At 65.1% G+C, this 24092-nt stretch carries 24 protein-coding genes; 12 read left to right on the top strand and 12 right to left on the bottom strand.

Annotated features, from left to right (window positions below):
• Positions 1-26 precede the first annotated feature (26 nt).
• Positions 27-620, top strand: coding sequence for a DUF1285 domain-containing protein (locus tag ACP15K_RS13780; protein WP_424990784.1), 594 nt, complete (start codon positions 27-29; stop codon positions 618-620).
• A gap of 92 nt (positions 621-712) precedes the next feature.
• The gene (locus ACP15K_RS13775) at positions 713-937 is read left to right on the top strand and encodes a DUF2798 domain-containing protein (protein WP_193140460.1); all 225 of its coding nucleotides are present in this window, start codon (positions 713-715) and stop codon (positions 935-937) included.
• A gap of 45 nt (positions 938-982) precedes the next feature.
• Here the strand turns inward: ACP15K_RS13775 and polA are convergent, their stop codons facing one another.
• Complete coding sequence (gene polA / locus ACP15K_RS13770; protein ID WP_424990783.1) at positions 983-3772, bottom strand: DNA polymerase I; 2790 nt, start codon at positions 3770-3772, stop codon at positions 983-985.
• Between the two features lie 158 nt (positions 3773-3930).
• Here polA and ACP15K_RS13765 point away from each other — a divergent pair, with 158 nt between their 5' ends.
• Positions 3931-5229 (top strand): transglycosylase SLT domain-containing protein, encoded by a 1299-nt coding sequence (locus tag ACP15K_RS13765; protein WP_424990782.1) that lies wholly within the window; start codon positions 3931-3933, stop codon positions 5227-5229.
• 18 nt (positions 5230-5247) lie between these two features.
• On the opposite strand, the gene ACP15K_RS13760 is transcribed toward ACP15K_RS13765, so the two are convergent.
• Positions 5248-5427 (bottom strand): zinc-finger domain-containing protein, encoded by a 180-nt coding sequence (locus ACP15K_RS13760; protein WP_193140457.1) that lies wholly within the window; start codon positions 5425-5427, stop codon positions 5248-5250.
• Positions 5428-5628: 201 nt separating this feature from the next.
• Here ACP15K_RS13760 and ACP15K_RS13755 point away from each other — a divergent pair, with 201 nt between their 5' ends.
• On the top strand, positions 5629-6588 hold the full coding sequence (locus tag ACP15K_RS13755; RefSeq protein ID WP_193140456.1) for an ABC transporter ATP-binding protein: 960 nt from the start codon (positions 5629-5631) through the stop codon (positions 6586-6588).
• Here ACP15K_RS13755 and ACP15K_RS13750 read toward each other — a convergent pair.
• Both ACP15K_RS13750 and ACP15K_RS13745 read right to left on the bottom strand, forming a co-directional pair.
• On the bottom strand, positions 6561-8762 hold the full coding sequence (locus tag ACP15K_RS13750; RefSeq protein WP_424990781.1) for a S1 family peptidase: 2202 nt from the start codon (positions 8760-8762) through the stop codon (positions 6561-6563). The genes ACP15K_RS13755 and ACP15K_RS13750 overlap by 28 nt on opposite strands.
• Positions 8759-9466, bottom strand: coding sequence for a hypothetical protein (locus ACP15K_RS13745; protein ID WP_424990780.1), 708 nt, complete (start codon positions 9464-9466; stop codon positions 8759-8761). Before ACP15K_RS13745 ends, ACP15K_RS13750 begins: the two co-directional genes overlap by 4 nt.
• Before the next feature lie 165 nt (positions 9467-9631).
• On the opposite strand from ACP15K_RS13745, the gene ACP15K_RS13740 reads away from it, so the two are divergent.
• Positions 9632-10924 carry a TAXI family TRAP transporter solute-binding subunit gene (locus tag ACP15K_RS13740; RefSeq protein ID WP_424990779.1) on the top strand — a complete coding sequence of 431 codons (1293 nt, stop codon included), beginning with the start codon at positions 9632-9634 and terminating at the stop codon, positions 10922-10924.
• Positions 10925-10928: 4 nt separating this feature from the next.
• On the opposite strand, the gene ACP15K_RS13735 is transcribed toward ACP15K_RS13740, so the two are convergent.
• Entirely contained in the window at positions 10929-11921 is a 993-nt protein-coding gene (locus tag ACP15K_RS13735; RefSeq protein ID WP_424990778.1) for an NAD(P)H-quinone oxidoreductase, read from the bottom strand.
• A gap of 39 nt (positions 11922-11960) precedes the next feature.
• On the bottom strand, positions 11961-12668 hold the full coding sequence (locus tag ACP15K_RS13730; protein ID WP_193140451.1) for a COQ9 family protein: 708 nt from the start codon (positions 12666-12668) through the stop codon (positions 11961-11963).
• 108 nt (positions 12669-12776) lie between these two features.
• Between ACP15K_RS13730 and rpsU the strand changes: the two genes are divergently transcribed.
• The 4 genes from rpsU to ACP15K_RS13710 all read left to right on the top strand — a co-directional run bounded on the left by rpsU (position 12777) and on the right by ACP15K_RS13710 (position 16124).
• Positions 12777-12983, top strand: a complete 207-nt coding sequence (gene rpsU / locus ACP15K_RS13725) for a 30S ribosomal protein S21 (protein ID WP_005614280.1) — start codon at positions 12777-12779, stop codon at positions 12981-12983.
• Positions 12984-13151: 168 nt separating this feature from the next.
• The gene (locus tag ACP15K_RS13720) at positions 13152-13793 is read left to right on the top strand and encodes a hypothetical protein (RefSeq protein WP_193140450.1); all 642 of its coding nucleotides are present in this window, start codon (positions 13152-13154) and stop codon (positions 13791-13793) included.
• Positions 13794-13911: 118 nt separating this feature from the next.
• Positions 13912-14637 carry a glutathione S-transferase N-terminal domain-containing protein gene (locus ACP15K_RS13715; RefSeq protein ID WP_424990777.1) on the top strand — a complete coding sequence of 242 codons (726 nt, stop codon included), beginning with the start codon at positions 13912-13914 and terminating at the stop codon, positions 14635-14637.
• Positions 14638-14831: 194 nt separating this feature from the next.
• Complete coding sequence (locus tag ACP15K_RS13710) at positions 14832-16124, top strand: arylsulfotransferase family protein (RefSeq protein WP_424990776.1); 1293 nt, start codon at positions 14832-14834, stop codon at positions 16122-16124.
• A 28-nt stretch (positions 16125-16152) separates the two neighbouring features.
• On the opposite strand, the gene ACP15K_RS13705 is transcribed toward ACP15K_RS13710, so the two are convergent.
• Together ACP15K_RS13705 and ACP15K_RS13700 are read right to left on the bottom strand one after the other, a co-directional pair.
• A complete protein-coding gene (locus ACP15K_RS13705; protein WP_424990775.1) occupies positions 16153-16602 on the bottom strand; it encodes a YtoQ family protein in 450 nt (149 codons plus the stop codon).
• An 89-nt stretch (positions 16603-16691) separates the two neighbouring features.
• On the bottom strand, positions 16692-17327 hold the full coding sequence (locus tag ACP15K_RS13700) for a class I SAM-dependent methyltransferase (protein WP_424990774.1): 636 nt from the start codon (positions 17325-17327) through the stop codon (positions 16692-16694).
• 91 nt (positions 17328-17418) lie between these two features.
• On the opposite strand from ACP15K_RS13700, the gene ACP15K_RS13695 reads away from it, so the two are divergent.
• On the top strand, positions 17419-18306 hold the full coding sequence (locus tag ACP15K_RS13695) for a LysR family transcriptional regulator (RefSeq protein WP_193140445.1): 888 nt from the start codon (positions 17419-17421) through the stop codon (positions 18304-18306).
• A gap of 66 nt (positions 18307-18372) precedes the next feature.
• Complete coding sequence (locus tag ACP15K_RS13690; RefSeq protein WP_424990773.1) at positions 18373-18816, top strand: DMT family transporter; 444 nt, start codon at positions 18373-18375, stop codon at positions 18814-18816.
• 97 nt (positions 18817-18913) lie between these two features.
• Here ACP15K_RS13690 and pheT read toward each other — a convergent pair whose 3' ends face one another.
• From pheT to pheS, 3 genes are all read right to left on the bottom strand, one after another.
• Positions 18914-21322 (bottom strand): phenylalanine--tRNA ligase subunit beta, encoded by a 2409-nt coding sequence (pheT, locus tag ACP15K_RS13685; RefSeq protein WP_424990772.1) that lies wholly within the window; start codon positions 21320-21322, stop codon positions 18914-18916.
• A 150-nt stretch (positions 21323-21472) separates the two neighbouring features.
• Entirely contained in the window at positions 21473-22180 is a 708-nt protein-coding gene (locus ACP15K_RS13680; protein ID WP_193140442.1) for a hypothetical protein, read from the bottom strand.
• Positions 22177-23256, bottom strand: a complete 1080-nt coding sequence (gene pheS, locus ACP15K_RS13675) for a phenylalanine--tRNA ligase subunit alpha (protein ID WP_193140441.1) — start codon at positions 23254-23256, stop codon at positions 22177-22179. Before pheS ends, ACP15K_RS13680 begins: the two co-directional genes overlap by 4 nt.
• Positions 23257-23486: 230 nt before the next feature.
• On the opposite strand from pheS, the gene ACP15K_RS13670 reads away from it, so the two are divergent.
• A complete protein-coding gene (locus tag ACP15K_RS13670; protein WP_424990771.1) occupies positions 23487-23672 on the top strand; it encodes a hypothetical protein in 186 nt (61 codons plus the stop codon).
• On the opposite strand, the gene ACP15K_RS13665 is transcribed toward ACP15K_RS13670, so the two are convergent.
• Positions 23664-24092: IS5 family transposase (locus ACP15K_RS13665; protein ID WP_424990092.1), on the bottom strand; the 429-nt coding region annotated here is incomplete at its 5' end. The two genes, ACP15K_RS13670 and ACP15K_RS13665, sit on opposite strands and share 9 nt — an antisense overlap.

Genomic DNA, 24092 nt, shown 5'->3' with positions numbered 1-24092 from the left:
GCTGGCAACTCAAATGGCAAAAAACCATGTGCGCACAAAACATCGTGACACCCGATGCAGACAGCATCGTGAAGGCCGCGCAGGCGGCGACCAGCAAGGGGCCTCCTCCGGTGCATCTGTGGAACCCGCCGTTCTGCGGCGATCTGGATATGGAGATCCGCCGCGACGGCACCTGGTTCTACATGGGCACGCCCATTGGACGGCGGCCGCTGGTCAAGCTGTTCTCGTCGATCCTGAAACTGGAAGGCGGCAAGTACTTCCTGGTCACCCCGGTGGAAAAGGTCGGCATCCGGGTCGAGGACGCGCCCTTCGTTGCGGTGGATTTCACCGCCGAAGGCGCGGGCCGCGCGCAGGTCCTGACCTTTGTGACCCATGTGGACGACGTGGTCAGCGCCGGGGCCGATCATCCCATCCGGGTGGTCCGCGATCCGCAGACCGGAGAGCCCTCTCCCTACGTCATGGTCCGCGCCGGGCTGGAGGCACTGATCGACCGCAAGAGCTTTTATCGTTTGGTGGATCTGGCCGAGGTCGCGCCCCATGAGGGGGCGGACTGGCTGGGCGTATGGTCGGGCGGTGTGTTCTTCGCGATCATCCCGGCGGCCGAGGTCGATCTGGACTGACCCGATGTGCAGACATGCAGGGCTGCCGCGCGTCTGCACAGATTGCCTGAGCCAGTTCCCTGTGCCATTTCCCGCGAAAACCAGAGATTGCCATGATTCCCCAACGCTACGCCCCGATCCTGTTTGGCTTTATCCTGAGCGGCCTGATGTCCTGCCTTGTTTCTGGCGTCGCCACACTGCAGGCGCTGGGGCTGGTCACGGGGTTTGCCGGGTTCTGGATGTCCAGCTGGATTTCCAGTTGGGCAATTGCCTTTCCGACCGTGCTTGTGGTGGCCCCGTTCGCCCGCAGGATCGTGAACCGCCTGACAACGACCTGACGCCCGTGGCAGGTTCGACGCGCCACGGGACAGGCCACCGCCCCCCTAGTGCGCCTCGGCCCAATTCTTGCCCTGACCGGCGTCCACAACCAGTGGCACATCCAGCTTGACGGCAGGCATGGCGGCATCTTCCATGATCTCGCGCACCCGGTCGATCAGCACCTCTTCGGCACCCTGATCCACCTCGAAGATCAATTCATCGTGGACCTGCAGCAGCATCTGGGCCGGAATGCCGTCGATGGCGTCGGGCATCCGCACCATGGCGCGGCGGATCACATCCGCCGCCGTGCCCTGGATGGGCGCGTTGATGGCGGCGCGCTTGGCAAAGCCGGCCTTGGGGCCCTTGGCGGCGATCTCGGGGGTGTGGATGCGGCGGCCGAACAGGGTTTCCACATGGCCGTGCTCTTTGGCGAAGGCGACGGTGTCGTCCATATAGGCGCGGATGCCGGGGAAACGTTCGAAATAGCGGTCGATGAAGCCCTGCGCCTCGGCGCGCGGAATGCGCAGGTTGCGGGCCAGGCCGAAGCCCGAGATGCCATAGATCACCCCGAAGTTGATGGCCTTGGCTTGACGGCGCACGTCCGGGGTCATCTCTTCCAGCGGCACGTTGAACATTTCCGACGCGGTCAGTGCGTGGATGTCGAGCCCGTCGCGGAACGCCTGCTTCAGGCTGTCGATATCGGCCACATGGGCCAGGATGCGCAGTTCGATCTGGGAATAGTCGAGGCTGACCAGCGTACGGCCCTCGGGGGCAACGAAAGCCTCGCGAATGCGGCGGCCCTCTTCGCTGCGGATCGGGATGTTCTGCAGGTTCGGATCGGTTGAGGCCAGCCGCCCGGTCGCCGCCCCGGCGATCATATAAGACGTGTGCACCCGCCCGGTGTCGGGATTGATGTGTTCCTGCAGCGCATCCGTGTAGGTCGATTTCAGCTTGGAAAGCTGGCGCCAGTCCAGCACCCGACGCGGCAATTCGTGCTCGGTCGCGAGATCTTCCAGAATGTCGGCCCCGGTAGAATAGGCCCCGGTCTTGCCCTTCTTGCCACCGGGCAGGGACATCTTGTCGAACAGGATCTCGCCCAACTGTTTGGGCGAGCCGACGTTGAAGGTTTCGCCGGCCAAGTCGTGGATCTCGGCCTCCAGCCCCGCCATTTTCTGGGCAAAGGCGTTCGACATGCGGCTGAGCGTATCGCGATCGACCTTGATGCCGGCGCGCTCCATCTGCGCCAGCACCGGGATCAGCGGGCGTTCCAGCGTTTCATAGACGGTGGTGACGCGGGACCGGTGCAGCCCCGGCTTCAGGTGGTGCCACAGACGCAGGGTGATATCGGCATCTTCGGCGGCATAGGGCGTGGCCTTGTCGATGGGCACGCGGTCGAAGGTGATGGCGGATTTTCCCGACCCCAGCAGCGGCTTGATCGGGATCGGCTTGTGATTCAGATAGCGGTCGGACAGGTAATCCATGCCATGACCGTGCAACCCGCCGTGCTGGGCGTAGGACAGCAGCATCGTGTCATCGACCGGGCCCACGGCGACGCCCATGTTGGCAAAGATCTTGGCGTCGTACTTCATGTTCTGACCGATCTTCAGTATCGCGGGATCCTCCAGAACCGGCTTCAGCATCCCCAAAACCTCGTCCATGGGCATCTGCCCTTCGGCCAGATCGTCCGAGCCGAACAGCCCGTCCTCGGCACTGGCCTTGTGGGTGATCGGAATGTAGCAGGCCGATCCGGCCACCACCGCCAGCGAGATGCCCACCAGTTCAGCGCGCATTTCGTTCAACGAGGTGGTTTCGGTATCCACCGCCACCCAGCCACGGTCGTAGATCAGGTCGATCCAGCGTTGCAGCGCCGCCGCGTCGCGGACGGTTTCATAGTTGGCAGCATCGAAGGGGATTTCTTCGGCTACGGCGGCGGCGGGACTGTCGACCGGCACCGCGATCTCGGGCTCATCGACGCCCAGTTGCGTCGCGATGCGCTTGGTCAGTGTGCGGAATTCCATGGTCGCGAGGAAGCTCAGCAGGGCCTCGGGATCGGGTTCATGGACCTCAAGATCCTCAAGACCGAAGTCCAGCTCCATGTCGCAATCCAACTGCACCAGCCGCTTGGACATGCGGATCTGGTCGGCCTTCTCGATCAGGGTCTGGCGGCGCTTGGGCTGCTTGATCTCATCGGCCCGCGCCAGCAGCGTTTCCAGATCGCCGAAGTCGTTGATCAACTGCGCGGCGGTCTTGATGCCGATGCCCGGCGCGCCGGGCACGTTGTCGACACTGTCACCGGCCAGCGCCTGCACATCGACCACGCGGTCCGGGCCGACACCGAACTTGGCCTCGACGCCCTCGACATCGATGCGGGCGTTCTTCATGGCGTCCAGCATCTCGACCCCGCCGCCCACAAGCTGCATCAGATCCTTGTCGGAACTCAGGATGGTAACGCGGCCCCCGGCATCGCGGGCGCGGCAGGCCAGCGTGGCGATGATGTCGTCGGCTTCAAATCCCTCGATCTCGTGGCAGGCGATGTTGAAGGCGCGGGTGGCCTCGCGCGTCAGCGGGAACTGCGGCACCAGATCCTCGGGCGCAGGCGGGCGGTTGGCCTTGTAAAGGTCGTAGATCTCGTTGCGGAAGCTCTTGCCGGAATGGTCGAAGATCACCGCGGCATGGGTGGGTGCGTCCGGGCCGGTATTGCCCTCGATGTAACGGAACAGCATGTTGCAGAAGCCCGAGACCGCGCCGATGGGCAGCCCGTCGGATTTGCGCGTCAGGGGGGGCAGCGCGTGATAGGCGCGGAAGATGAAGGCCGATCCGTCGATCAGGTGAAGATGGTGACCTTTTCCGAACATGCCGCGCCGTGCCCCTGTCTGCCATGTGAATGCCGTGTCCCCTGACCTATAGGAGCGGCGCGCCGCTGGCGACCCGAATTTCGATTGTTGCACCGAGAGTCGACCCGCCCCCGGACCCCCGATAGGGTGCAGGGGACGCAACGGGCACAGGCACGCGAATGGCAAGGCGTTTTCCGCAGAATCGCGACCCGGCACGCCGGTGCGGGCACCTTTGGCCGCTGGCGATTGCCGGGTGGCTGGCGGCGACCGGCGCATGGGCGCAACCGCTGCCGCGTCCCGCCGCAACGGCCGAGGAGTCGGTGGTTTCGGCCCGCCCGCTGGCGCGCCCCGAGACCGGGGATGCGCCGGCAACCAAGGCCACCCCCGCCCCGGTCACAGCGCCCCAGACAGCGTCAGAGCCGGATCCTGCCACCAAAGCGGCCGATGAGACCGCGTCCCAACCGGACACCGAGGCCGCGCCAGCGACCGATCCCGAACAGGTCACCCCCCCCTTGCCGCGCCCCGATGTGCCCGAGGCCACGCCCGCCGTGCCGCGCCGCCAGATCACCGCCTTGCCGATGACCGCTCGCCCGGCGGAACGGCCCGATCTGTCATTGCCGCCGCCGCGCCCAAGGCCCGTGCAGCGAATGGAGGCGTCCTGCACCGCGGACGGCCGCCTGTGCATCCGGCTGCCCAGCTATGCCCCCGACCTGTGCCGGGTGATCGAGGCTGCGGCGGCGCAGGAGCAACTGGATGCGCATTTCCTGGCGCGTCTGCTGTGGCAGGAAAGCCGGTTCAGTTCCCGCGCCATCAGTCCAGCGGGCGCACAGGGTATCGCCCAGTTCATCCCCTCCACCGCCGATCTGCGTGATCTGGAGGATCCTTTCGATCCGGCCCCGGCGGTCGAGGCCTCTGCCGCCTATTTGAAGGATCTGGAGCAGCGGTTCGGCAACCTCGGGCTGGCAGCGGCGGCTTACAATGGTGGCGAGAACCGGCTGCGGCGCTATCTGGCAGGGGAGTCCGGTCTGCCCGGCGAAACCCGCGCCTATGTGGTGACGATCACCGGCCAGCCGGTCGAGATCTGGATCGCGCCCGACGCCCCGCCACCGCCAGCGCGCCCGACAAGGCTGCCCCGGTTCGCCGCCCCCTTCGGGCCCAGCTTTCACGACGCCTGTCTTGCGCTGGCCACGCAGAAGGCGCCGCCGTCACAGATCATCGCCCCCGATGCTGCACCCTGGCTGGTGATCTTCGCCGCCCATCCGCGCAAGGACATGGCGCGGCGGCGCGGCAATGTGGTCTACCACGCCAACGAGTCGCTGTTTGCCGGAACCCGGATGGCCGTGGCCGAACATCGCCTGCCCGGATCCACGCGCCCGTTCCACGCAGCCCAGGTTGGCCTGACCACGCGCCAGGCCGCGCAGGCGCTGTGCGCGCGCCTGCGGTCGCAAGGGGCCGGATGCATGGTGCGGGCGCAATAGGCCCGCCACCCGCGCCGGTCAGTTGGCCTCGGCGGCGTCCTTGTGAATGATCTTCTTGTCGCAATAGGGGCATTCGACCCAACCGCGATCCCGCGGGATCGACAGCCAGACCCGCGGGTGGCCAAGCGCGCCTTCGCCGCCGTCGCAGGCCACACGGAAGGTGTCGACCACTTCGGTTTCGGGGGGCTGGATGCTCATGATGCGGGTCCTCGCTTTGTGCTGCCCGTCAAGGGCTGGCGTCGTGCCGCGCCAAGATACCGAAAGACGCCCGCGCGGCAAGCCTTCGCGGCGGCTTGCGGCAATTCAGGGCACCCCGCACGCGGCAACGGTCAGCCCGCGGGTTGAGGTTCGGCCATCGGAGGGCTATTCGCGCAGGATCGCCCCCAGCAGGAGCCCCTCATGTCCCGCAACGCCATCGAGATCACCGGCCTGACCAAAACCTATGCCGCGCAGGGCAATTCCCCGGCGAAAGAGGCGCTGAAGGGCATCGACCTGACCATTCCGCAAGGTTCCATTTTCGGGCTTCTGGGGCCGAACGGGGCAGGCAAATCGACCCTCATCAACATTCTTGCCGGGCTGGTCAACAAGACCGCAGGGCAAGTGTCGATCTGGGGCTTCGATCAAGATGTGAACCCGCGCCAGTCGCGCGCTGCCATCGGCGTCATGCCGCAGGAGCTGAACCTCGATCCGTTCTTCTCGCCGCGCGGTGCGATGGAGGTGCAGGCGGGACTGTACGGCATTCCCAGGTCGCAGCGGCGCACCGACGAGATCCTGGCCATGGTCGGCCTGTCGGACAAGGCCGATGCCTATGCCCGGTCGCTGTCGGGCGGGATGCGGCGGCGGTTGCTGCTGGGCAAGGCGCTGGTGCATCATCCGCATGTGCTGGTATTGGACGAACCCACCGCCGGGGTCGATATCGAGTTGCGGCAGATGCTGTGGCGCAACGTGCGCAAGTTGAACGACGACGGCATGACCATCATCCTGACCACCCACTACCTGGAAGAAGCGCAAGAGATGTGTGACGAGATCGCCATCGTCAATCACGGCGAGAAGATCGTGCAGGACAGCACCGCCAACCTGCTGGCGCGGCTGGATGCCAAGACCCTTGTCATCACCCCGGAAACCGCCCCGCAGGGACCGCTGCCCGAGATCGCCGGCGTCACCGCCACACAGCGGCCCGGCGGCACGCTGGCCTTTGCCTATTCGCGCTCAGAAACCTCGCCCGGTGCAATCCTGGACCGGGTGCGCGACGCCGGCATCACCCTGCGCGACGTGGCCACCGAGGAACCCGATCTGGAAGACGTGTTCCTTGCGCTGACCCACTCGCGGACTCAGAACGAGGCGAAAGCCGACAGGTAGCGGGCAGAAATCTCCATCATCATGGCCTCAAGCACCACCTCTTCAGCCGGTTCTTCGCCCAGCGGCGTCATGAATACGGTTGTTCCCAGGAAGACGTCATTCAGCACCGCCAGATGCATCAGCATGTCCCCGTCACGGCCGGTGGCATTGTCCTGGCCATAGTAGAAGCCGGTATAAACCGCGTATTGATCATCCGGCGTGAAGTAGTCCCACTGGAAGTCCCGCGGGCTGGCCTCGTACCACTCGGCCCAGTCGTGCAGGTCCGTGACGTGATGTGACAACTGTTCCAATGCGCCGTCGAAACTGTCGCCAGGCAGCACCGCCACCGCCATTTCCAGCGTGTCGGTGTCGTTATAGGCAAACAGCATCCCGGTGTCGTTGTTCCATTCCATCGCCATCCAGGACGGCACGGCGACGGTGGCCCCGGTCAGCCCGTCTTCATAGACGTTGAACCAGATCTCGTCCTTCAGCGACTCGTCCCAGAGCATGTTCTCGATCTCGCCGATGAAGGGATCATGTTCATTCAGGTAGCGGATGTATTCCAGCGCCTGCCGCAGGCTCATCTGGCGCACCAGGGTCAGGTCGCTGTCGTTGCCAAAGCCGACAACCGTGCCCTCGCCGATGCCCTGCTGTTCCAGGTACCTGCGATCATAGTCCCACGCCCAGTCCTGCAGATCGACAAGGCTGGTCAGGTAGACCATCCCGGCCTCCATCACCAAGGCGTTGAACTGTTCGTGCTGTGCCGGGCCGGCGTCGGGATAGGGGGCGCGTGACGAGGCCCCAAGGAAGGCGCTGCCGCGCACCATGCTGGTCTCCATGAAGAAGGCCTGACGGTTCATTTCGGCTTCAAACCCGACGTGGGACCGGCTGTAATCCGCGTGCTCCCATTCATAGTCGATCATCGGATCGGTCATCTGGCTGGGCCAGTTTTCGGACCATTGCGCGAAGCCGTCGATCCACTGGGAATGGCCATAGATATGGCTCATCGCGTTTTCAAAGGTCTCTTCCTGCCGGAAATAGGCGGTCATCTGGTACAGGTAGTCGTTGCTGTAGGCCCAGATGTAATTGCCGTCCGGCAGCCAGTCGATGGTCACCCACGACGGGAAGGCCAGCGTGCCGCCGGTGGTGGGATCCTGATAGACGTTGAACCAGACGTCCTCCAGCAGCGCGTCATCCCACATCAGGTTCTGAATCTCGGTCGCGTAGAAACTGTCCTGCTGCACGAAGAACATGTAGTCCAGCGCCTCGCGCAGCGTCACCTGCCGCAGCAGGTAGGGCCCGCTGCCGTCGCCCAGGAAGAACTGGGGATCGCCCAGGTACTCGGGCTCGGCCGCCGGCGCGGGATCCAGACCTTCACCGCCGTGCTGGGGCGCAACGGGATCTTCGCCGAACACCGCCTCGCCCGACGAGGGTTTGGCCTTGCCGGGTTGGGTCGCGCTGAACAGGCCGGCCCAATCCGACGCTTCCTGCGGGATCGGGTCCTGGGAATAGGGAAGGTTGATCAGGTAGATATGCGCCGGGATCGACCAGTTGATGCCCCGGAAGCCGCCCAGCAGCCCGCCGTCGGCGATGGCCACCACATAGCCCCGCTCGTCGAAGATCGGCGCGCCGGAATGGCCGGGCTGGATGGTGCTGGTCACCCGCAGGATCTGGGTCGCCTTGCCGGGATAGGACTGGTGCTTGAACAACTCCTTGATCTCGTCACCCTCGAAGGCCTGCCCGATGGTGGTGATGTTGCTGTCCAGCCCCAGACCGAATTCGATCTTGTGGCCGATCACCTTCTTCTGCACCAGCGGATAGCCCCAGGTCATGAAGGGCCGCGACAGGTCGGGTTCGCGGTCGACGTGAGGAACCGGCTCAAGTCCCAGATCGTCTGCCAGTTGCAGCAGCGCCAGATCGGCCTCAAGATCGACGGTCAGGGCCTGGGTGGCGACGGTGCTGCGCTTGGCCTTCTGGCTGTAGACTTCGATTTCCTGACAGCCCGCCACCGCATGCAGCGCGGTGACCATCTGGCCCTTCTTGGGCCAGATGAAGCCCGTGGCCTTCATCTCGCCGCCGTTTGCCAGCAGGCATTTGACCCGCACCACCGACTGCCGGCTGTCGGCCAGCGCCGGGGGCACCATCATCGCCACAAGCGTCAGGGCCAGGGCGGCGGTTCGCAACATCCAGATCATGGCCCATCCTCCTCTTCATCTTCGGCATCCTGAACGGCGCAGAGCACCAGATGCGCGGTGATCACGGCGGCGGGCTGCATCTCGGGGTCCAGTGCCTCGATTTCGGCCTTGATCCGCTTCAGCATCGCCGGGGCGGTCGAGCGCGCATAAAGCGCCAAGACATCCGCCGGGGTGCCGTATTCTTCCGGGTCCAGCTTGGAACAGGCGTCGTACTTGCTGAGCGACGAGAACAGGATCGCCGATTTGGCCTTCACCGCCTCTTCATTCATCACCGCCACCACCGGCCCGGCCGAGGTTGTGTCGCCATAGGTGAAGGCCTCGGGCGAAATGCCGGTCCGTTCGTACAGCATCATCTGCTTGGCCAACGTCGGATCCTCGGGCAGCGCCTCGGCCCAGCGGGCCATCTGATCGACGGGCGATTCCGCCAGCGGATTGTTGATGCGCACGTACAGCCCCAGCCCGAATCCGATCACTGCCGCCGCGCCCAAGGCACCGATGCGGACACCGTTGACACGCGGCGTGCGGCCGCTGTCGTCGCCCGAGCCATCCAGCCCCATGAACACGCCCAGAAGAGCCGCCAGGGCGCCCACCACCACCGAAACAACCGGAGTGGTGGTCAGCCCCATGACCGTGCCCAGAAGCAGGCCCATCCCGGCCCCGGCGAACAGGTCCGACAATATCCGGGCTTTCGGAGTCTCTGACATACGGGCCCCTCCCCATGGTTAACGTATGGTTAACCACAACTAAGCCACGACATGCCCTCTTATAGCTATGGTTTTTTTCCAGACCTCCGATCCGGGGGTTTTCTTTGGCTCAGCTGCGTTTAGGGGTAAACAGGGGCAGGGAACGCCCCCCGACCGGAGAATGACATGCGCCGCATCCTGTCCAATCTCGGCCCGCTTGTGCTGCCGCTGACCCTGATCGGCGGGCTGATCGCCGCCTTCATCGCTCTGTCGGGGTTGCGCGAACTGGTGCCGCCGGATCATCTGACCATGGCGGCGGGGCGGCCCGGCGGCGGCTACTATACCTACGCCGAGCAATACCGCACGATCCTTGGGCGCGATGGCATCACCCTTGATATTCTCGACACCGCCGGGTCGATGGAAAATTCACGCCTGCTGGCCCGGGGCGAGGCCGATGTGGCACTGATCCAGGGCGGCGTGCCGATCACCAAGGCCACCGGGCTGGCCTCGCTTGCCGCGGTGTTCCTGGAACCCTTCCTGATCTTCTATCGCAGCGATTTCATCGACGCCGCCGATCCCAACAACTGGCCCGACCTGCGGGTTGCGGCGGGCGAGCCCGGCAGCGGCACCCGCGCCGCCATCGACAGCACCGCGCAGACACTGGGGCTGAAGATCCACTACGAGGATCTGCACCCGGTCGGCGGGCGCGATGCCGCCGAGGCCCTGCTGGCAGGCGATGTGGATGTGGCGATCTTCGTGGCGCCCATCGACGCCCCCTATCTGGCGCCGCTTCTGACCGATCCGCGCATCAACATCAGTTCGCTGCGCGATACCGAGGCCCTGACCCGCAGGGTCGGCTACGTCCGGCCCGCCGACATCCCGCCCTCGGCCCTGGACTATGCAAAGGAAATCCCGGAAGAGCGCATCGCCCTGACCGCCATGATGGCCACGCTGGTGGCGCAGGGCGACATGCACCCGGCGCTGGTGGACCGGCTGGTGCGCGCCGCACAGGAAATCCATTCCGGCCCGGTGCTGCTCAGCTCCGAACTGGAATTCCCCATGGCCGAGGGCACCATCCTGCCGATGAACTCGCAGGCCGAAACCCTGCTGCAGAAAGGCCCCAGCTATCTGGACCGGCACATGCCCTATTGGGTCGCGGCCCAGATCACCCGCGTCACCCTGCTTCTGGTGCCGCTGCTGGTGCTGCTGGTGCCCCTGATGCGCATGGTGCCCAGCCTGTACGAATGGCAGATGCGCGCCCGCATCTACCGCCGCTACAACCAGTTGGTGGCCATCGATCAGGAGGCCGAGGGCGCCATGACCGAAGCGCGCCGTGAAGAACTGTATGCCCAGCTGGATTCCATCGAACAGGAAGCCAAATCGGTGCAGGTGCCGTCGAAGTACCGCGAAAACGCCTATACCCTGCGGGTGCACATCGATCTTGTGCGTCGCAAGCTGAAGGATGCCGCCGCGGCCTGAAGCGTCAGCCTGCGACCTTCAGGACGATCTTTCCGATATGGGCGCTGCTTTCCATCCGCGCATGCGCATCGGCAGCGTCGTCCAGTGCGAACTCGCTGTCCATGACCGGCCCCAGGTCGCCGCTGCCCAGCAGCGGCCAGACCTTCTCCTCAAGCTGCCGCGCGATCTCGGCCTTGGCGGCATCGCTTTGCGGCCGCAGGGTCGAGCCGGTGATGGTCAGCCGCCGCTTCATCACCTGCGCGAAGTTCAACTCCGCCTTGGGGCCTTCCAGAAAGGCGATCTGTACCAGCCGCCCCTCGGTCCGCAGGGCCCGGATGTTGCGCGGAATATATGAGCCGCCCACCATGTCGAGGATCACATGCGCGCCGCCGTCGGCCTTCAGCACCTCTACGAAGTCTTCCTCGCGATAGTTGATCGCGCGCTCGGCCCCCAGCCGCTCGCAGATGCGGCATTTCTCGGGCGTGCCGGCGGTGGTGAACACCCGTGCGCCAAAGGCCGTGGCCAGTTGGATCGCCGTGGTGCCAATGCCCGAGGACCCGCCGTGTACCAGCAGGGTCTCGCCCGCGCGCAGACCGGCCCGCATGAAGACGTTTGACCAGACGGTGAAGAAGGTCTCGGGCAGGCAGGCGGCCTGATCCAGCGTCAGACCGGCAGGCACCGGCAGCGCGTGATCGGCGGGTATCGCCACGAATTCGGCATAGCCACCGCCGGGCAACAGGGCGCAGACGTGATCGCCCACCTGCCAGCGGGTCACCTCGGCGCCCACCGCCACGACCGTCCCCGCCGCTTCCAGCCCCGGCAAATCGGAAGCACCGGGCGGCGGGGCATAGGCGCCGGCGCGTTGCAGGGCATCGGGGCGGTTCACCCCGGCCCAGGACACACGGATCAGAATGTCCGACGGACCCGGTTCGGGCATCGGCCGCGTCACCGTGCGCAGCACTTCGGGGCCGCCGGGCTGGGAAATCTCCACGGCGCGCATTGCGTCAGGCAGGGGCATGGGTCGGTTTTCCTTTCCGCCCCGTGCAGACCGGGGCGCTCAATTCCTGGGTTCGGACCAGCTTCCGGGCAAGTCCGTGTTCGGCACCCGTGTCGGTGCCTTGACCCAGCTTAGCGCCCAGTTCGGCCCGGCGAAAAGCGGTTTCAGCAACGGGTTCTTGTTGACCTGCGCCTTGAACTTCTCGAACTGCATTACGCCTTCGATGCGGCGATCCAGAAAAGCCCAGGTGCGGGCATATTCCGGGCTGTCATCGCCCAGCCAATACAGAACAGTCGAGGAATATACCGCGCTGAGGGTGGCGCGCTTGGTGTACCAGTTGATGTCGTCGGACGAATCCCCCAGCGCGGTCCAGATCGCATCTACTGTGTCCCAGACCGCCCTGGCGCCGTCGGCCGCGTAATTGGGCAGGGCAAACAGGGTTGCGCCCCGCCGCACCATCTCGCGATCCGTCACTGCCTCCAGCCGGAAGCGCACGGCGGCGGCGACCTTCTCGCGGAACTTCATTTCGCCCATGTCGGCGGCCCGGATCCGCCGCAGCATCTCCTCGTCGCCCATCTTGTGGTAATGCACCGCCAGATCTACCGCCCCTCGCGGGCAGATGCCGCGTGCCACCGCCGGTGCGATGCCCGATTCCCGCACCGCCGCCACGAAGGCGGACTCGGTCCAGCCGTCGAAGGGCACATGCGGTTCGATCGCCGCCAGAAGGGTATCTTTTACCTCGCGCGGGGTCTGCGTGGGTTGGGTCATGGGGTCCTCGGATGTCTCTGACGCTGCTAGACAACATAGGTGGCCTTTGCTATACGGCCACTTCCTGCGATTCATGCAACTTTAAACTAGGAAGGTGGTGACACCACTATGCAGGTCAGCGTTCGCGACAACAATGTCGATCAGGCCCTCCGCGCCCTGAAGAAGAAACTTCAGCGCGAAGGCGTGTTCCGCGAAATGAAGCTCAAGCAGCATTTCGAGAAACCGTCCGAGAAGAAAGCACGCGAGAAGGCCGAGGCCATCCGCCGTGCCCGCAAACTCGCCCGTAAAAAGGCGCAGCGCGAAGGTCTTCTTTAAGTCTTTCGACAGCGAACCGGCGGCATTGTCGCCATGACGACCCCCGTGGCTTCCGCCCGGGGGTTTGTTGTTTTCAGGGCCTCCCGTGCTGCCGTGCTGGTGTTTTCCCCCCATCTGCGGCAAGGTTCCGGGGTCTTGCTGCCATTCGGCACCCTTTGGACCGTTCCCATGCCAAACCCCGGACGCCCCTTTTCCTGGGCCGGACTGCTTATGCGTCTGGTCCTGCTGCTGGCGCTGATCCTGGCCGCCCGGCATACCAGCGACTGGGTGCTTGCGCATCTTCCGGGCGCATTGGCCGAGGGCGCGCACCCGCTGCGCCACGGTCTGGTCTGGGGGGCGATGCTGGCCTATGTGGTGCTGTTGATGATCCCCTTCGTTCCGGGGGTCGAGATCGGGCTGGGGCTGATGATGGCCCTCGGTGCCGGGATTGCACCGCTGATCTACCTGTGCACGGTGCTGGCGCTGACACTAGCCTTCCTGATCGGCCGCTGCCTGCCGGAAACCCGCGTCATCGCGCTGCTGTCGCGCCTCCGGCTGACCCGCATGGCCGACCTGCTGCGCCGGTTGCAACCGCTGGACACCGAAGCCCGCCTTGCCATCCTGACGCGCTCCTCGCGGCCCCGGCTGCTGTCGTGCCGGTTCGTGATCCTTGCCGTGGCGCTGAACCTGCCGGGCAACTTCGTCATCGGCGGCGGCGGCGGCATCAGCCTGATCGCCGGGTTCTGCCGCCTGTTCTCGTTGCATGGCTTTGTCCTGACCGTTGCCCTCGCCGTGGCCCCGGTGCCGGTCGCGATCTTTCTCTTTGGCTGAAATACTCAATCGAAATCCCGGGCCGGCCCTTCGGATCTGCACAGATGCTCTGCACCCCTGCACCTTACATTCGTGTCCCCTGCGCATAGGTTATCGGCAACAAGAAGAAGGATCTGTCATGACCGTTCACAGCACGTTTTCCGATCTCTCCCAGTTTCTGATCACCCAACGCTGGCCCGCCAGCGATCCGACGGTCCTGCAGCTGTATTCCCTGGGCACGCCCAACGGGGTGAAGGTCTCCATCGCGCTGGAGGAACTGGGCATCGCCTACGAGGCGCACCGCGTCACGCTGGCGCCCGAGGATGTGAAAAGCCCCGAGTTCCTGTCGCTCAACCCGAACAACAAGATCCCGGCGATCCTGGACCCCAATGGGCCCGATGGCACGCCGATCGCCCTGTTCGAAAGCGGTGCCATCCTGATCTACCTGGCCGAGAAGTCGGGCAAACTGCTGGGCCAGACCGCGTCGCAGAAATACGACGTCCTGAAATGGCTGATGTTCCAGATGGGTGGCGTCGGGCCGATGTTCGGGCAGTTGGGCTATTTCCACCGCTACGCCGGATCCGAGATCGAAGACCCCCGCCCGCGCGAGCGTTACGTCGCCGAGGCCAAACGCCTTCTGAACGTGCTCGACACCCAGCTTGCGGATCGTGACTGGATCGCTGGCGACTATTCGATCGCCGACATTGCCATCGCGCCGTGGCTGGACGCGCTCGACCGATTCTACAAGGCGGGCGAACTGGTCGGCATGTCCGACTTTGGAAACGTCACGGCCTACCTTGACCGATTCAACGCGCGCCCCGCCGTGCAACGCGGCTGGGCCGTTCCCGCAGATCCCAACGCCTGAAGCTGCACCGCCCGGCCTGTGCCGGGCCGCGGCCGGGCACCGCGAAGGGGCTTGCCCCTTCCGGGCCCGGGCGCTCGCCCTCAACGCACAAGCCCGACCTGCGATAATACGCGCATCCGGATTACCGGCTTTTTCCGGTGGCACTGCCGCGCCCGCGCGCTAAGGTTTCACCGGCATTCAGGGGCAGGGCAGTCATGTCGCGACTTCGCAGTTTTTTCGAGTTTTTCATCCCCATCGCGTCGGGTCTGGTGTTGGGGATCTTTCTGGGCGCCCTTCTGGGGGTCTGGAAACTGCCGCCCTATCCGCAGATCCAGCAGGCAATCCAGACCGCCCGCACGCTATACGCCGAAGGCAAGGCCATGGTCGGCGTCGCCCCGGTGCAGCACCTGGCCCCCCTGCGGGACCAACCACCCGGCATCAGCGTGCCCCTGCCCGATCAGGTCCAGCCCGGCGTGACCTTTCTGGTCAGCCTGTTCGACGGCGATTTCACCGCCCGGCTTTACGCGGCCGATGGCGCGCAGCTGTACCAATGGCCCATCGACCTGTTCGAGGTCGATTTCGACGAAAAGGCCCACAAGTTCCACACCCTGATCCACGGCGCGCATCTGTACGAGAACGGCGACATCCTGGCCAATCTGGATGGCCAGGGCCTGATGCGCATTTCCCGGTGTGGCGAGATCGTATGGCAGAACGCGCTGCGCCCGCATCATGCCATCGACATTGCCCCCGACGGTACCATCTGGACCCCGGCCAGCGGCGAGATGGAGGTGGAACCCCGCCTTGCCGATACGCCCCTGCGCTTTGACCGGGTGCGTGGCTTTTCTCCCGACGACGGCGCCCTGCGCGAAGATCTGGATCTGAAGGATCCGCTGGTCCGCGCGGGATATCAGGGGATTGTGTCGGCGCTGCGCAACACGCCCACGGATGTGCTGCACGTCAATGACGTCGAAGTTCTGCGCCCCGAGATGGCCGATGCCTTCCCGCTGTTCGAGGCCGGCGACCTGATGATCAACGCGCGCAACAAGAACCAGATCTGGATCCTCGACGGCCAGACGATGGATCTGAAATGGTGGATGACCGGACCGATGAGCGGCGCCCATGATCCGGACTTCCAGCCCGATGGCACCATCACCCTGTTCGACAACCGCCCCCTGGCCGAGCCACGCGCCGATACCGGCTGGACCACCCTGCTGGGCGGCAGCCGCATCCTGCAGATCGACCCGGTCACGCGGGCCACGGCAACCCTCTGGCCGACCGAGGGCGGCGAGGATTTCTACACCCCGTTCCGGGGCAAGCACCAGATGCTGGACAATGGCAACGTGCTGATGGCCGAAACCGATGCCGGACGGGCGCTGGAACTGACGCCCGACGGGCAGATCGCCTGGCAATATGTGAACGCCTATGACGACACCCAGGTCGCGTGGATGATGTCGGCGATGAAATACCCCGAAAGCCACGCCGCCTTCGCCGCGCAGCCCTGCCCCTGATCCGGGACCGGGCCGCGCGCCGCCGGGGTCAGCCCGGCAGGTACCCGGTCAGCACGTAGCGCAGGATCTGCACCACCTGCTGCGGCGTCTCGGCCACGGCCAGTGCGGCGGCATCGACCTCTTTCAGCGGGTGCTGGTGATCGGCCCCATGCAGCACGATCAGCGACTTTCCAAGCGCGGCGGCATAGCCCGCGTCGAAGGCCGCGTTCCACTGCTTGTATTTCTCGCCAAAGCGCACGACCACCACATCGGCATCGGCAATGCCTTTGCGGGTGCGGATGGCGTTCACCTTGGCGCCCTTGTGGTCATGCCAGAACTTGCTGTCCTCGCCGCCCAGGATCGCCACGCCGCAATCGTCGCTGGCGTCGTGATCGGTGACCGGGCTGTCGAACTGCACGTCCAGATCCGTGGATCCCTCGACGATCTGTTCGCGCCAGTCGGTGTGGATCTCTCCCGAGAGGTAAACTTTCAATGCCATGCCATTCTCCCTTTGCTGCGCCTTTCCCTAAACCGGGGGGCGCGGCGCGCCAAGCCCCGCCTGGAGCGGTTTCCGGCGCGCCCGCCGGCCTAGCGCTTGCGCGCGACGATATAGCGGCTGGGGGGCCGGGCCGGATAGTTGCCGGTCTCGATGATGTCGAACCCTGCCGCAGTGATCGCCTCTTCCAGTTCGGCGATCTTCAGAAAGTTGACCGCAGGGGCCTTGCCCAGCAGTTGCGCGATCGGCAGGGCCAGCAGCATGGCGCGGATTTTCAGCGGCGTGTTGCGGTCGGTCAGGCAGGGCGTCTTGGTGATCAGCAGCCCGCCGGGGGCCAGCAGCTCATGGGCACGGGCTATAACCGCGCGCGCATCCGGCACCAGGTGCAAAAGGTTGAGCCCCAGAACCGCATCGAACGGCCCCTCGACCCCTGCGGCCAGCGCGTCGCACTGGCGAAACGCCAGGTTGTCCGCGCCCTGCACGGTGGCCTTGTCGCGCCCGATGCCGATCATCGCGCCGGACAGATCCGTGGCCAGATAGCTGCCGACCCCATCGGCCAGTTGCAACGCGGTAGAGCCGGTGCCGCAGCCCAGTTCCAGCACCCGGTCACTGTCGCGCAGATAGGATCGGGTGCGGTCCAGCGTGTAGGTGTAAGCATCCATGTCCCGGATCCGGGACTTGGCGTAGCCGGGCGCGACTCCGTCCCAGAATTGTGTAGCGTCTTTCATGTGAACCCTCATGCAATGTCTGCACGCAGCATACTCATACGAAAACCCCGGAAGAATTGCCGAAATTCGTGGATACGTTATACAGATTTGCATGAAAGATCCCCTCGCGAACTTTGACTGGACCCGCGCGCGCGCTTTTCTGGCCACGGCTGAGGAAGGCTCGCTGTCAGCCGCCGCGCGCAAGCTGGGGTTGACGCAGCCGACGCTGGGCCGACAGGTGGCCGCGCTGGAGGAAGAACTGGGCGTGTTGCTGTTCGAACGGGTGGGAAAATCGCTGACGCTGACCCGCGCCGGGGCCGACCTGCTGGAGCCGGTGCGCGCCATGGGCGAGGCCGCGACACGCGTGGCGCTGGCAGCCTCGGGGCAGGCGCAATCCATTGACGGGCTGGTGCGGATCACCGCGTCGGATATCTTCTCGGCCTACCATCTGGTGCCGATCCTTGGCGAATTGCGCCGGCAGGCCCCGATGCTGGAAATCGATGTCATCGCGGTCAATGACATTCGCGACCTGATGCGCCGCGAGGCCGATGTCGCCATCCGCCATGTGCGCCCGAGCCAGCCCGATCTGGTCGCGCGGCTGCTGGGCGAGGCCTCGGCCAGCCTTTACGCCGCGCCCGACTATCTGCGCACCCGTGGGCGGCCGCAGCGGGTCGAGGATCTGGCCGGGCATGATTTCATCAGTTTCGGCGATCCCGCCATGATGCGCGATCATCTGCAGGGCCTCGGCTATCCGGTGGCGCGCGAGAACTTCAAGCTGAACTCGCAAAACGGGCTGGTGGCCTGGGAATGCGTGCGGCGGGGGCTGGGCATCCTGATGATGTCGGATGCCGTCGGGCAGGCGTCGGGAATGGTTCGGCTGCTGCCGCAGGTGGAGCCGCTGAAGTTTCCGGTCTGGCTGACCACCCATCGCGAGATCCACACCAGCCGCCGCATTCGGCTGGTCTTTGACCTGCTGGCCCGGCATCTGGAGATTGCCTGAAACACGGGTTTCCCTTGGTGACCTGCGTGTCCTGTCTCATGCTGGCGCTGTGAAAAGGAGACCAACATGACAATTGCAACCATTACGCTGGCCCTGGTTCTTGGGGCCATCGTGTCGATCTATTTCCCGATGATCGCGCGGTCGGCTCAGATCCTGGGCTCGGGATCATTGGCCAATGTGCCCTTCTTCGCCATCGCTTTTGTCAGTTCGGTCGCCATCGCACTGGCGACCGGCAGCCGTGCGGGGGATTTCCAGAAGATCGGCACCGTTCCGCTGTGGCTGCTGAGCGCCGGAATCATGAGCGCGGGGATGATCCTGGGATCGTCCTACCTGATCCCACGGCTGGGGCTGGGGGTGTTCTTTGTGCTGCTGGTGTCGGGCCAGGTTCTGGCCGGGATGGTCTTTGGCCAGCTTGGGCTGTTCGGCATGGCGCAATCGCCGCTGAGCCTGTCCAAGCTGCTGGGCGCGGCCATGGTGATCGGCGGCGTGACGCTGATCACGCTGAAATAGCCGGCGGGGGGGCAGCGCCTGACCGCCCCATCGAGGGGCGGTCAGGCGCGGTCCGGTGCAGGATGCCCCGGACCTGCCCTGCGGCTGACCACCGGCCCTAGCCGCGCAGGGTGCCGCCCGTGGCCTTGGACACCTTTGCGATGATCTTGTCGGCCACGGCTTCGATGTCCTTGTCCTTGAGCGTCTTGTCGGTGGGTTGCAGCCGCACCGAGATGGCAAGGGATTTCTTGCCTTCGCCCATCTGCGCCTGCGCCTTCTCGCCCCGGAATTCGTCAAACACGTGGACGCTTTCGATCAGCGCCTTGTCGGCCCCGGCAGCGGCATTGACCAGCGTCAGCGCCTCGACCCCGTCATCGATGACGAAGGCAAAGTCGCGCTCCACCGCTTGCAGGTCGTTCAACACCAGCGCCGGGCGGGTCGCGCCCTTGGCCTTGGGGAAGGGCACGGCGGCCAGGTGGATGGCAAAGGCCACGGCGGGGCCCTTCACATCCATGGCTTCCAGGGTGCGCGGGTGCAATTCGCCAAAGCCTGCCAGAACCTTCTTCGGCCCAAGGCAGATCTTGCCCGACCGCCCCGGATGCCACCAGCCGTTCATGCCGCGCAGGATCTGCGCCTTGGCAGGCGCGCCGATGGCCGCAAGGATCGCCTCGGCATCGGCCTTGGCGTCAAACACATCCACCGGACGGCGTTCGGTGCCGACCTGACGCGCGGCGGTCTGGCCGACCAGCAGGCCGGTGATCTGCACTTCCTGCTCGTCCGGCTCTCCACCGTGGAACACCGGACCGGCCTCGAACAGCGCCAGATCCAGAAACCCGCGCGCCTGGTTGCGCCCTGCGGCCTGCAACAGGCCGGGCAGCAGCGAGGGGCGCATGTGGCTCATCTCGGAAGAGATTGGGTTGGCCAGCATGGTGGCATCGCTGCCGCCGCCGAACAATTCGGCCGAGACCTGATCGATGAAGCTGTAGGTCACGCATTCGTTGTAGCCGCGGGCCGCCGCCGCCCGGCGCGCCGTGCTTTCGCGCTTCTGCATCGGCGTCAGGATCGGGCGGGCAATGCGCGGCGTGGGCCGGGTCAGGGGCTTGCCTTCCAGACGGGTCAGCGAGGCCACGCGCGCGACCTCCTCGACCAGATCGGCTTCGCCTTGCACATCCGGGCGCCAGCTGGGCACCTGCGCCATGTCGCCGTCCATCACGAAGCCAAGGGCCTCCAGCGTCGCGCGCTGGGTCTCGGCCGGGATCGTCATGCCCACCAGAGATTGCACCCGGTCGGTGTCCAGCTTGTAGGCGCGTGCCACATCCGGAACCGCGCCGGCGGTCACGACGTTGGACGCCTCGCCACCGCAGAGTTCAAGGATCATCGCGGTGGCCTGCTCGATGGCCTGCCCGTTGAAGGCCGGATCGATGCCGCGTTCGTTGCGATAGCGCGCGTCGGAGTTGATTTTCAGGGCGCGTCCCGTGCGGGCGATCTGGATCGGCTCCCAGACGGCGGCTTCGAGAAAGACATTCACGGTCTCCTCGGTGCAGCCGGTCGGCAAGCCACCCATGATGCCCGCGATGCTCTCGACGCCGCTGTCGTCGGAAATCATCACCATACCCGGCTCCAGCGTGTAGTCTTTCTCGTCCAGCGCGGTCAGGGTCTCGCCGCCTTCGGCGTGATGCACCCGCAGGTTGCCACTGACCTTGTCGGCGTCGAAGACGTGCAGGGGCCGGTTCTGATCGTAGGTGAAGAAGTTGGTCACATCCACCAGCGCCGAGATCGGGCGCAGCCCGATGGCCTTGAGCCGCGCCTGCAGCCACGCCGGGCTGGGGCCGTTCCTGACCCCCCGGATCAAGCGCCCCTGAAACAGCGGCGCCTCGTCCAGCGTGCCGGCGTCGATGGTCACGCCGATGGGGCTGTCGAAGGTGCCCTCGACCGTGACATCCCTGGCCGGTTTCAGGGTGCCGAGACCCCGCGCCGCCAGATCGCGGGCGATGCCGCGCACGCCAAGGGCATCGGGGCGGTTGGGGGTGATGGCGATCTCGATCACCGGGTCGACCTTGGCCGGATCGTTGGCCGCCAGCCAGTCGATGAAACGCTCGCCGATTTCGCCCGAGGGCAGTTCGATGATGCCGTTGTGCTCGTCCGAAAGCTCCATCTCGCGCTCGGAGCACATCATGCCGTGGCTTTCGACGCCGCGGATCTTGCCGACCTGGATGGTGATGTCGAGGCCAGGAATATAGGTGCCGGGACGCGCCAGCACCACGGTGATGCCTTCGCGGGCATTGGGCGCACCGCAGACGATCTGGGTCTCGCCGCTGTCGGTGGCGACCTGACAGACCCGCAGCTTGTCGGCATCGGGATGCTTCTCGGCCTTCACCACCCTGGCCAGCGTGAAGGCGCCCAGCCGGTCGGCGGGATTGACGACTTCTTCGACCTCGAGCCCCAGATCGGTCAGGGTCTCGGCGATCTCGTCCACAGAGGCCGTGGTGTCGAGATGCTCCTTGAGCCAGGAGAGGGTGAATTTCATGGCGAAAGCTCCGTGCGGTCGTTCGCGTTGCGCTTACCGCAGGCAGGGGCGGATGTGAAGCGCAGGCGGGAAGAGTTGGAGGCTGCGCCCCTGCCCGCCCGGCGGAAACGACGGGGTGCGGCGGCGCGGGTCAAGGGAGGGGAGCCCCGGTCAGATCAGGCCCGATTGGCTGACGGCGAAAAGGGCGGCCAGCCCACCGGCCACCAGCGACAGCAGGCCAGCGGTGCGCCAGAGGCTGGCGGCGCGCTGCTCGGCGGCGGCTTCGGCCTGACGTTCGGCCAGCAGGCGCTCGAAATGTGCCCGTTCCTCGTCCAAAGCGCGGGAGACCTTGTCGCGTTCGACGGCCAGGGCATCCTGCTCGGCCCGCAGTGCTGCGCGGCCCGCATCCAGATCGTCGCGCAGGTCGCGCAGCCGATCCTGCACTTCGGACAGGGATTTCTGGGCCTGAACCAGCTCTTGCTTGCCCCGGAACACCGCGTCGCGTTCGTCATGGGCGGCTTTCTGGGCGGTGCGCAACTGGTCCTGCTCGGCCTCCAGCAACCGCTTGCGATCGTTCAGCGCGTCGAATTCCAGTTCCTTCAGCACCAGCACGCCGCGTGGCCCGACCTGCAGGTCGCGGACCTCCATCACCGTCACGGTGCCGGCGATCAGCCGCTTTTTCTGCATCTCGCGCAGGGTGTCCTGCAACCTGTGCCAGCAATGGTCGGCATCTTCGCCGGGTGCGGGCGCCATGTCGAAGAAACCCGGCGCTTCGGACCAGAACAGCGACAACGCCGTGTCGGGGAGGTCCGTCTCGGCGTGCCAATCCAGAATGCGCTGCAAGATGCGACGTTCCAGATCAAGGCCGTCGTGTATCACTGGCTGAGACCTCCGTGCAGGGTCGGCCGGTCCAGCGCGCTGAACCCGTAATGGCGCAGCCAGCGCAGATCACTGTCGAAGAAGGCGCGCAGATCGGGGATGCCGTATTTCAGCATCGCCAGCCGGTCGATCCCCAAGCCGAAGGCAAAGCCCTGCCACTGGTCGGGATCCACGCCCGCGGATTTCAGCACATGCGGATGCACCATGCCCGAACCCAGAACCTCCATCCAGCCGTCGCCTTCGCCGATGCGCAACTGGCCATCGACCCAGGAGCACTGGATGTCGACCTCGGCCGAGGGTTCGGTAAAGGGGAAATGGCTGGCCCGGAACCGGGTCTTGATGCCGTCGATCTCGAAGAAGGCGGCGAAGAACTCCTCCAGCACCCACTTCAGGTGCGCCATCGAGATGTCCTTGTCGATGGCCAGACCTTCGATCTGGTGAAACATCGGCGTGTGGGTCTGGTCATAGTCCGACCGATAGACCCGGCCCGGCGCGATCACCCGGATCGGCGCGCCGGTTTTCTCCATCGCGCGGATCTGCACCGGCGAGGTATGGGTGCGCAGCACATGCGGCGGGCGATTGTCGCCACCGTCGCGATGCATGTAGAACGTGTCGAACTCCTGCCGCGCGGGATGGTGCGGCGGGATGTTGAGCGCGTCGAAATTGTACCAGTCGCTTTCGATCTGCGGCCCTTCGGCCACGGCGAATCCCAGATCGGCGAAGATGGCGCTGATTTCCTCGGTCACCTGGCTGATCGGATGCACGCTGCCCATGGGCCGCCCGGCGGCGCGTCCGGGCAGGGTCACGTCGAGCCATTCGTCGCGCAGGCGCGCGTCCAGCGCGACATCGGCCAGCGCGGCCTTGCGCGCGGCCAGGGCCGAGTTGATCTCATCCTTCAGCGCGTTCAGCTTCGGGCCCGCGACCTGCCGTTCTTCGGCGGTCATCTTGCCCAGCTCGCGCATCTTCAGATTGATCTCGCCCTTCTTGCCCACAGCCTGAACCCGCAGCGATTCCAGCGCGGATTCGTCCGCCGCGTCGGCAATGGCGGAAAGATACTTGTCCCGAAGATCGTCCATCGATGGCCCCTGTGGTCTGCTCTCCAGCCTGCTAGCCGTCCGCGCCGCCGATGACAAGGTGGCTCCCGCATAGCTTTAGTCCAAGAATCATCGTCCAACACATGTGGAAACTACCGACGCATAAAAAATCAATAATGCCCGAGAATCTCAATTTTATCGCAAATGTGATAACATCCGACTTACCGGACCATGAATCCCAATGATGTTCAGGTTCGCGGGAGGAAACTACCATGACATTTGTTCAAGCGGCTATTGCCGCCACAGTGATGATGTGCGCATCGCCTTCATCCGCGATGACCGTCAAATGGCCTGGAGGAGCTGCTGACCCCAAAATGGAAACGTTTACCAGTAACGATTTGGGGAAAGCAACAATTCCGGATGCAAAGTCGGTGACCTACTCTACTAGGTCATGTTGACAAAAGGCGGACCCAGAGGCGGATTGACGTGATGTCTATGAAACCGAGGAAGCTCTCAGCCGTTTTGTCGTAGCGTGTGGCGACGCGGCGGGCATTCTTGAGCTTGTTGAAGCATCGCTCGACCAGGTTGCGTAGGGAATACAGAGAGTGATCCACGCCGACGCGCATTTTGCGGGATTTGCGCATCGGGATCTGGGTTAAAACATCCCGCGCGCCCATTGTTTTGCGAATGCTGTCAGCATCATAGCCCTTGTCGGCCAACAGGACGCTTGGCTCGGACAGATTGTCAGCCATGACCAGATCAAAGCCCATGTAATCGGACGTCTGGCCCGGCGTGATTTCGGTTCTCATGGGCAGGCCTGCCGCGTTGACGCGGAGGTGGATCTTGGTCGTGAACCCACCTCTTGAGCGCCCAAAACC

Origin of the sequence: Fluviibacterium sp. S390, from assembly GCF_049800695.1 — a bacterium.
Lineage (GTDB): Bacteria > Pseudomonadota > Alphaproteobacteria > Rhodobacterales > Rhodobacteraceae > Meridianimarinicoccus.
Note: the sequence above shows the minus strand (reverse complement) of the source record. Positions and strands in the feature narration are given on the sequence as shown.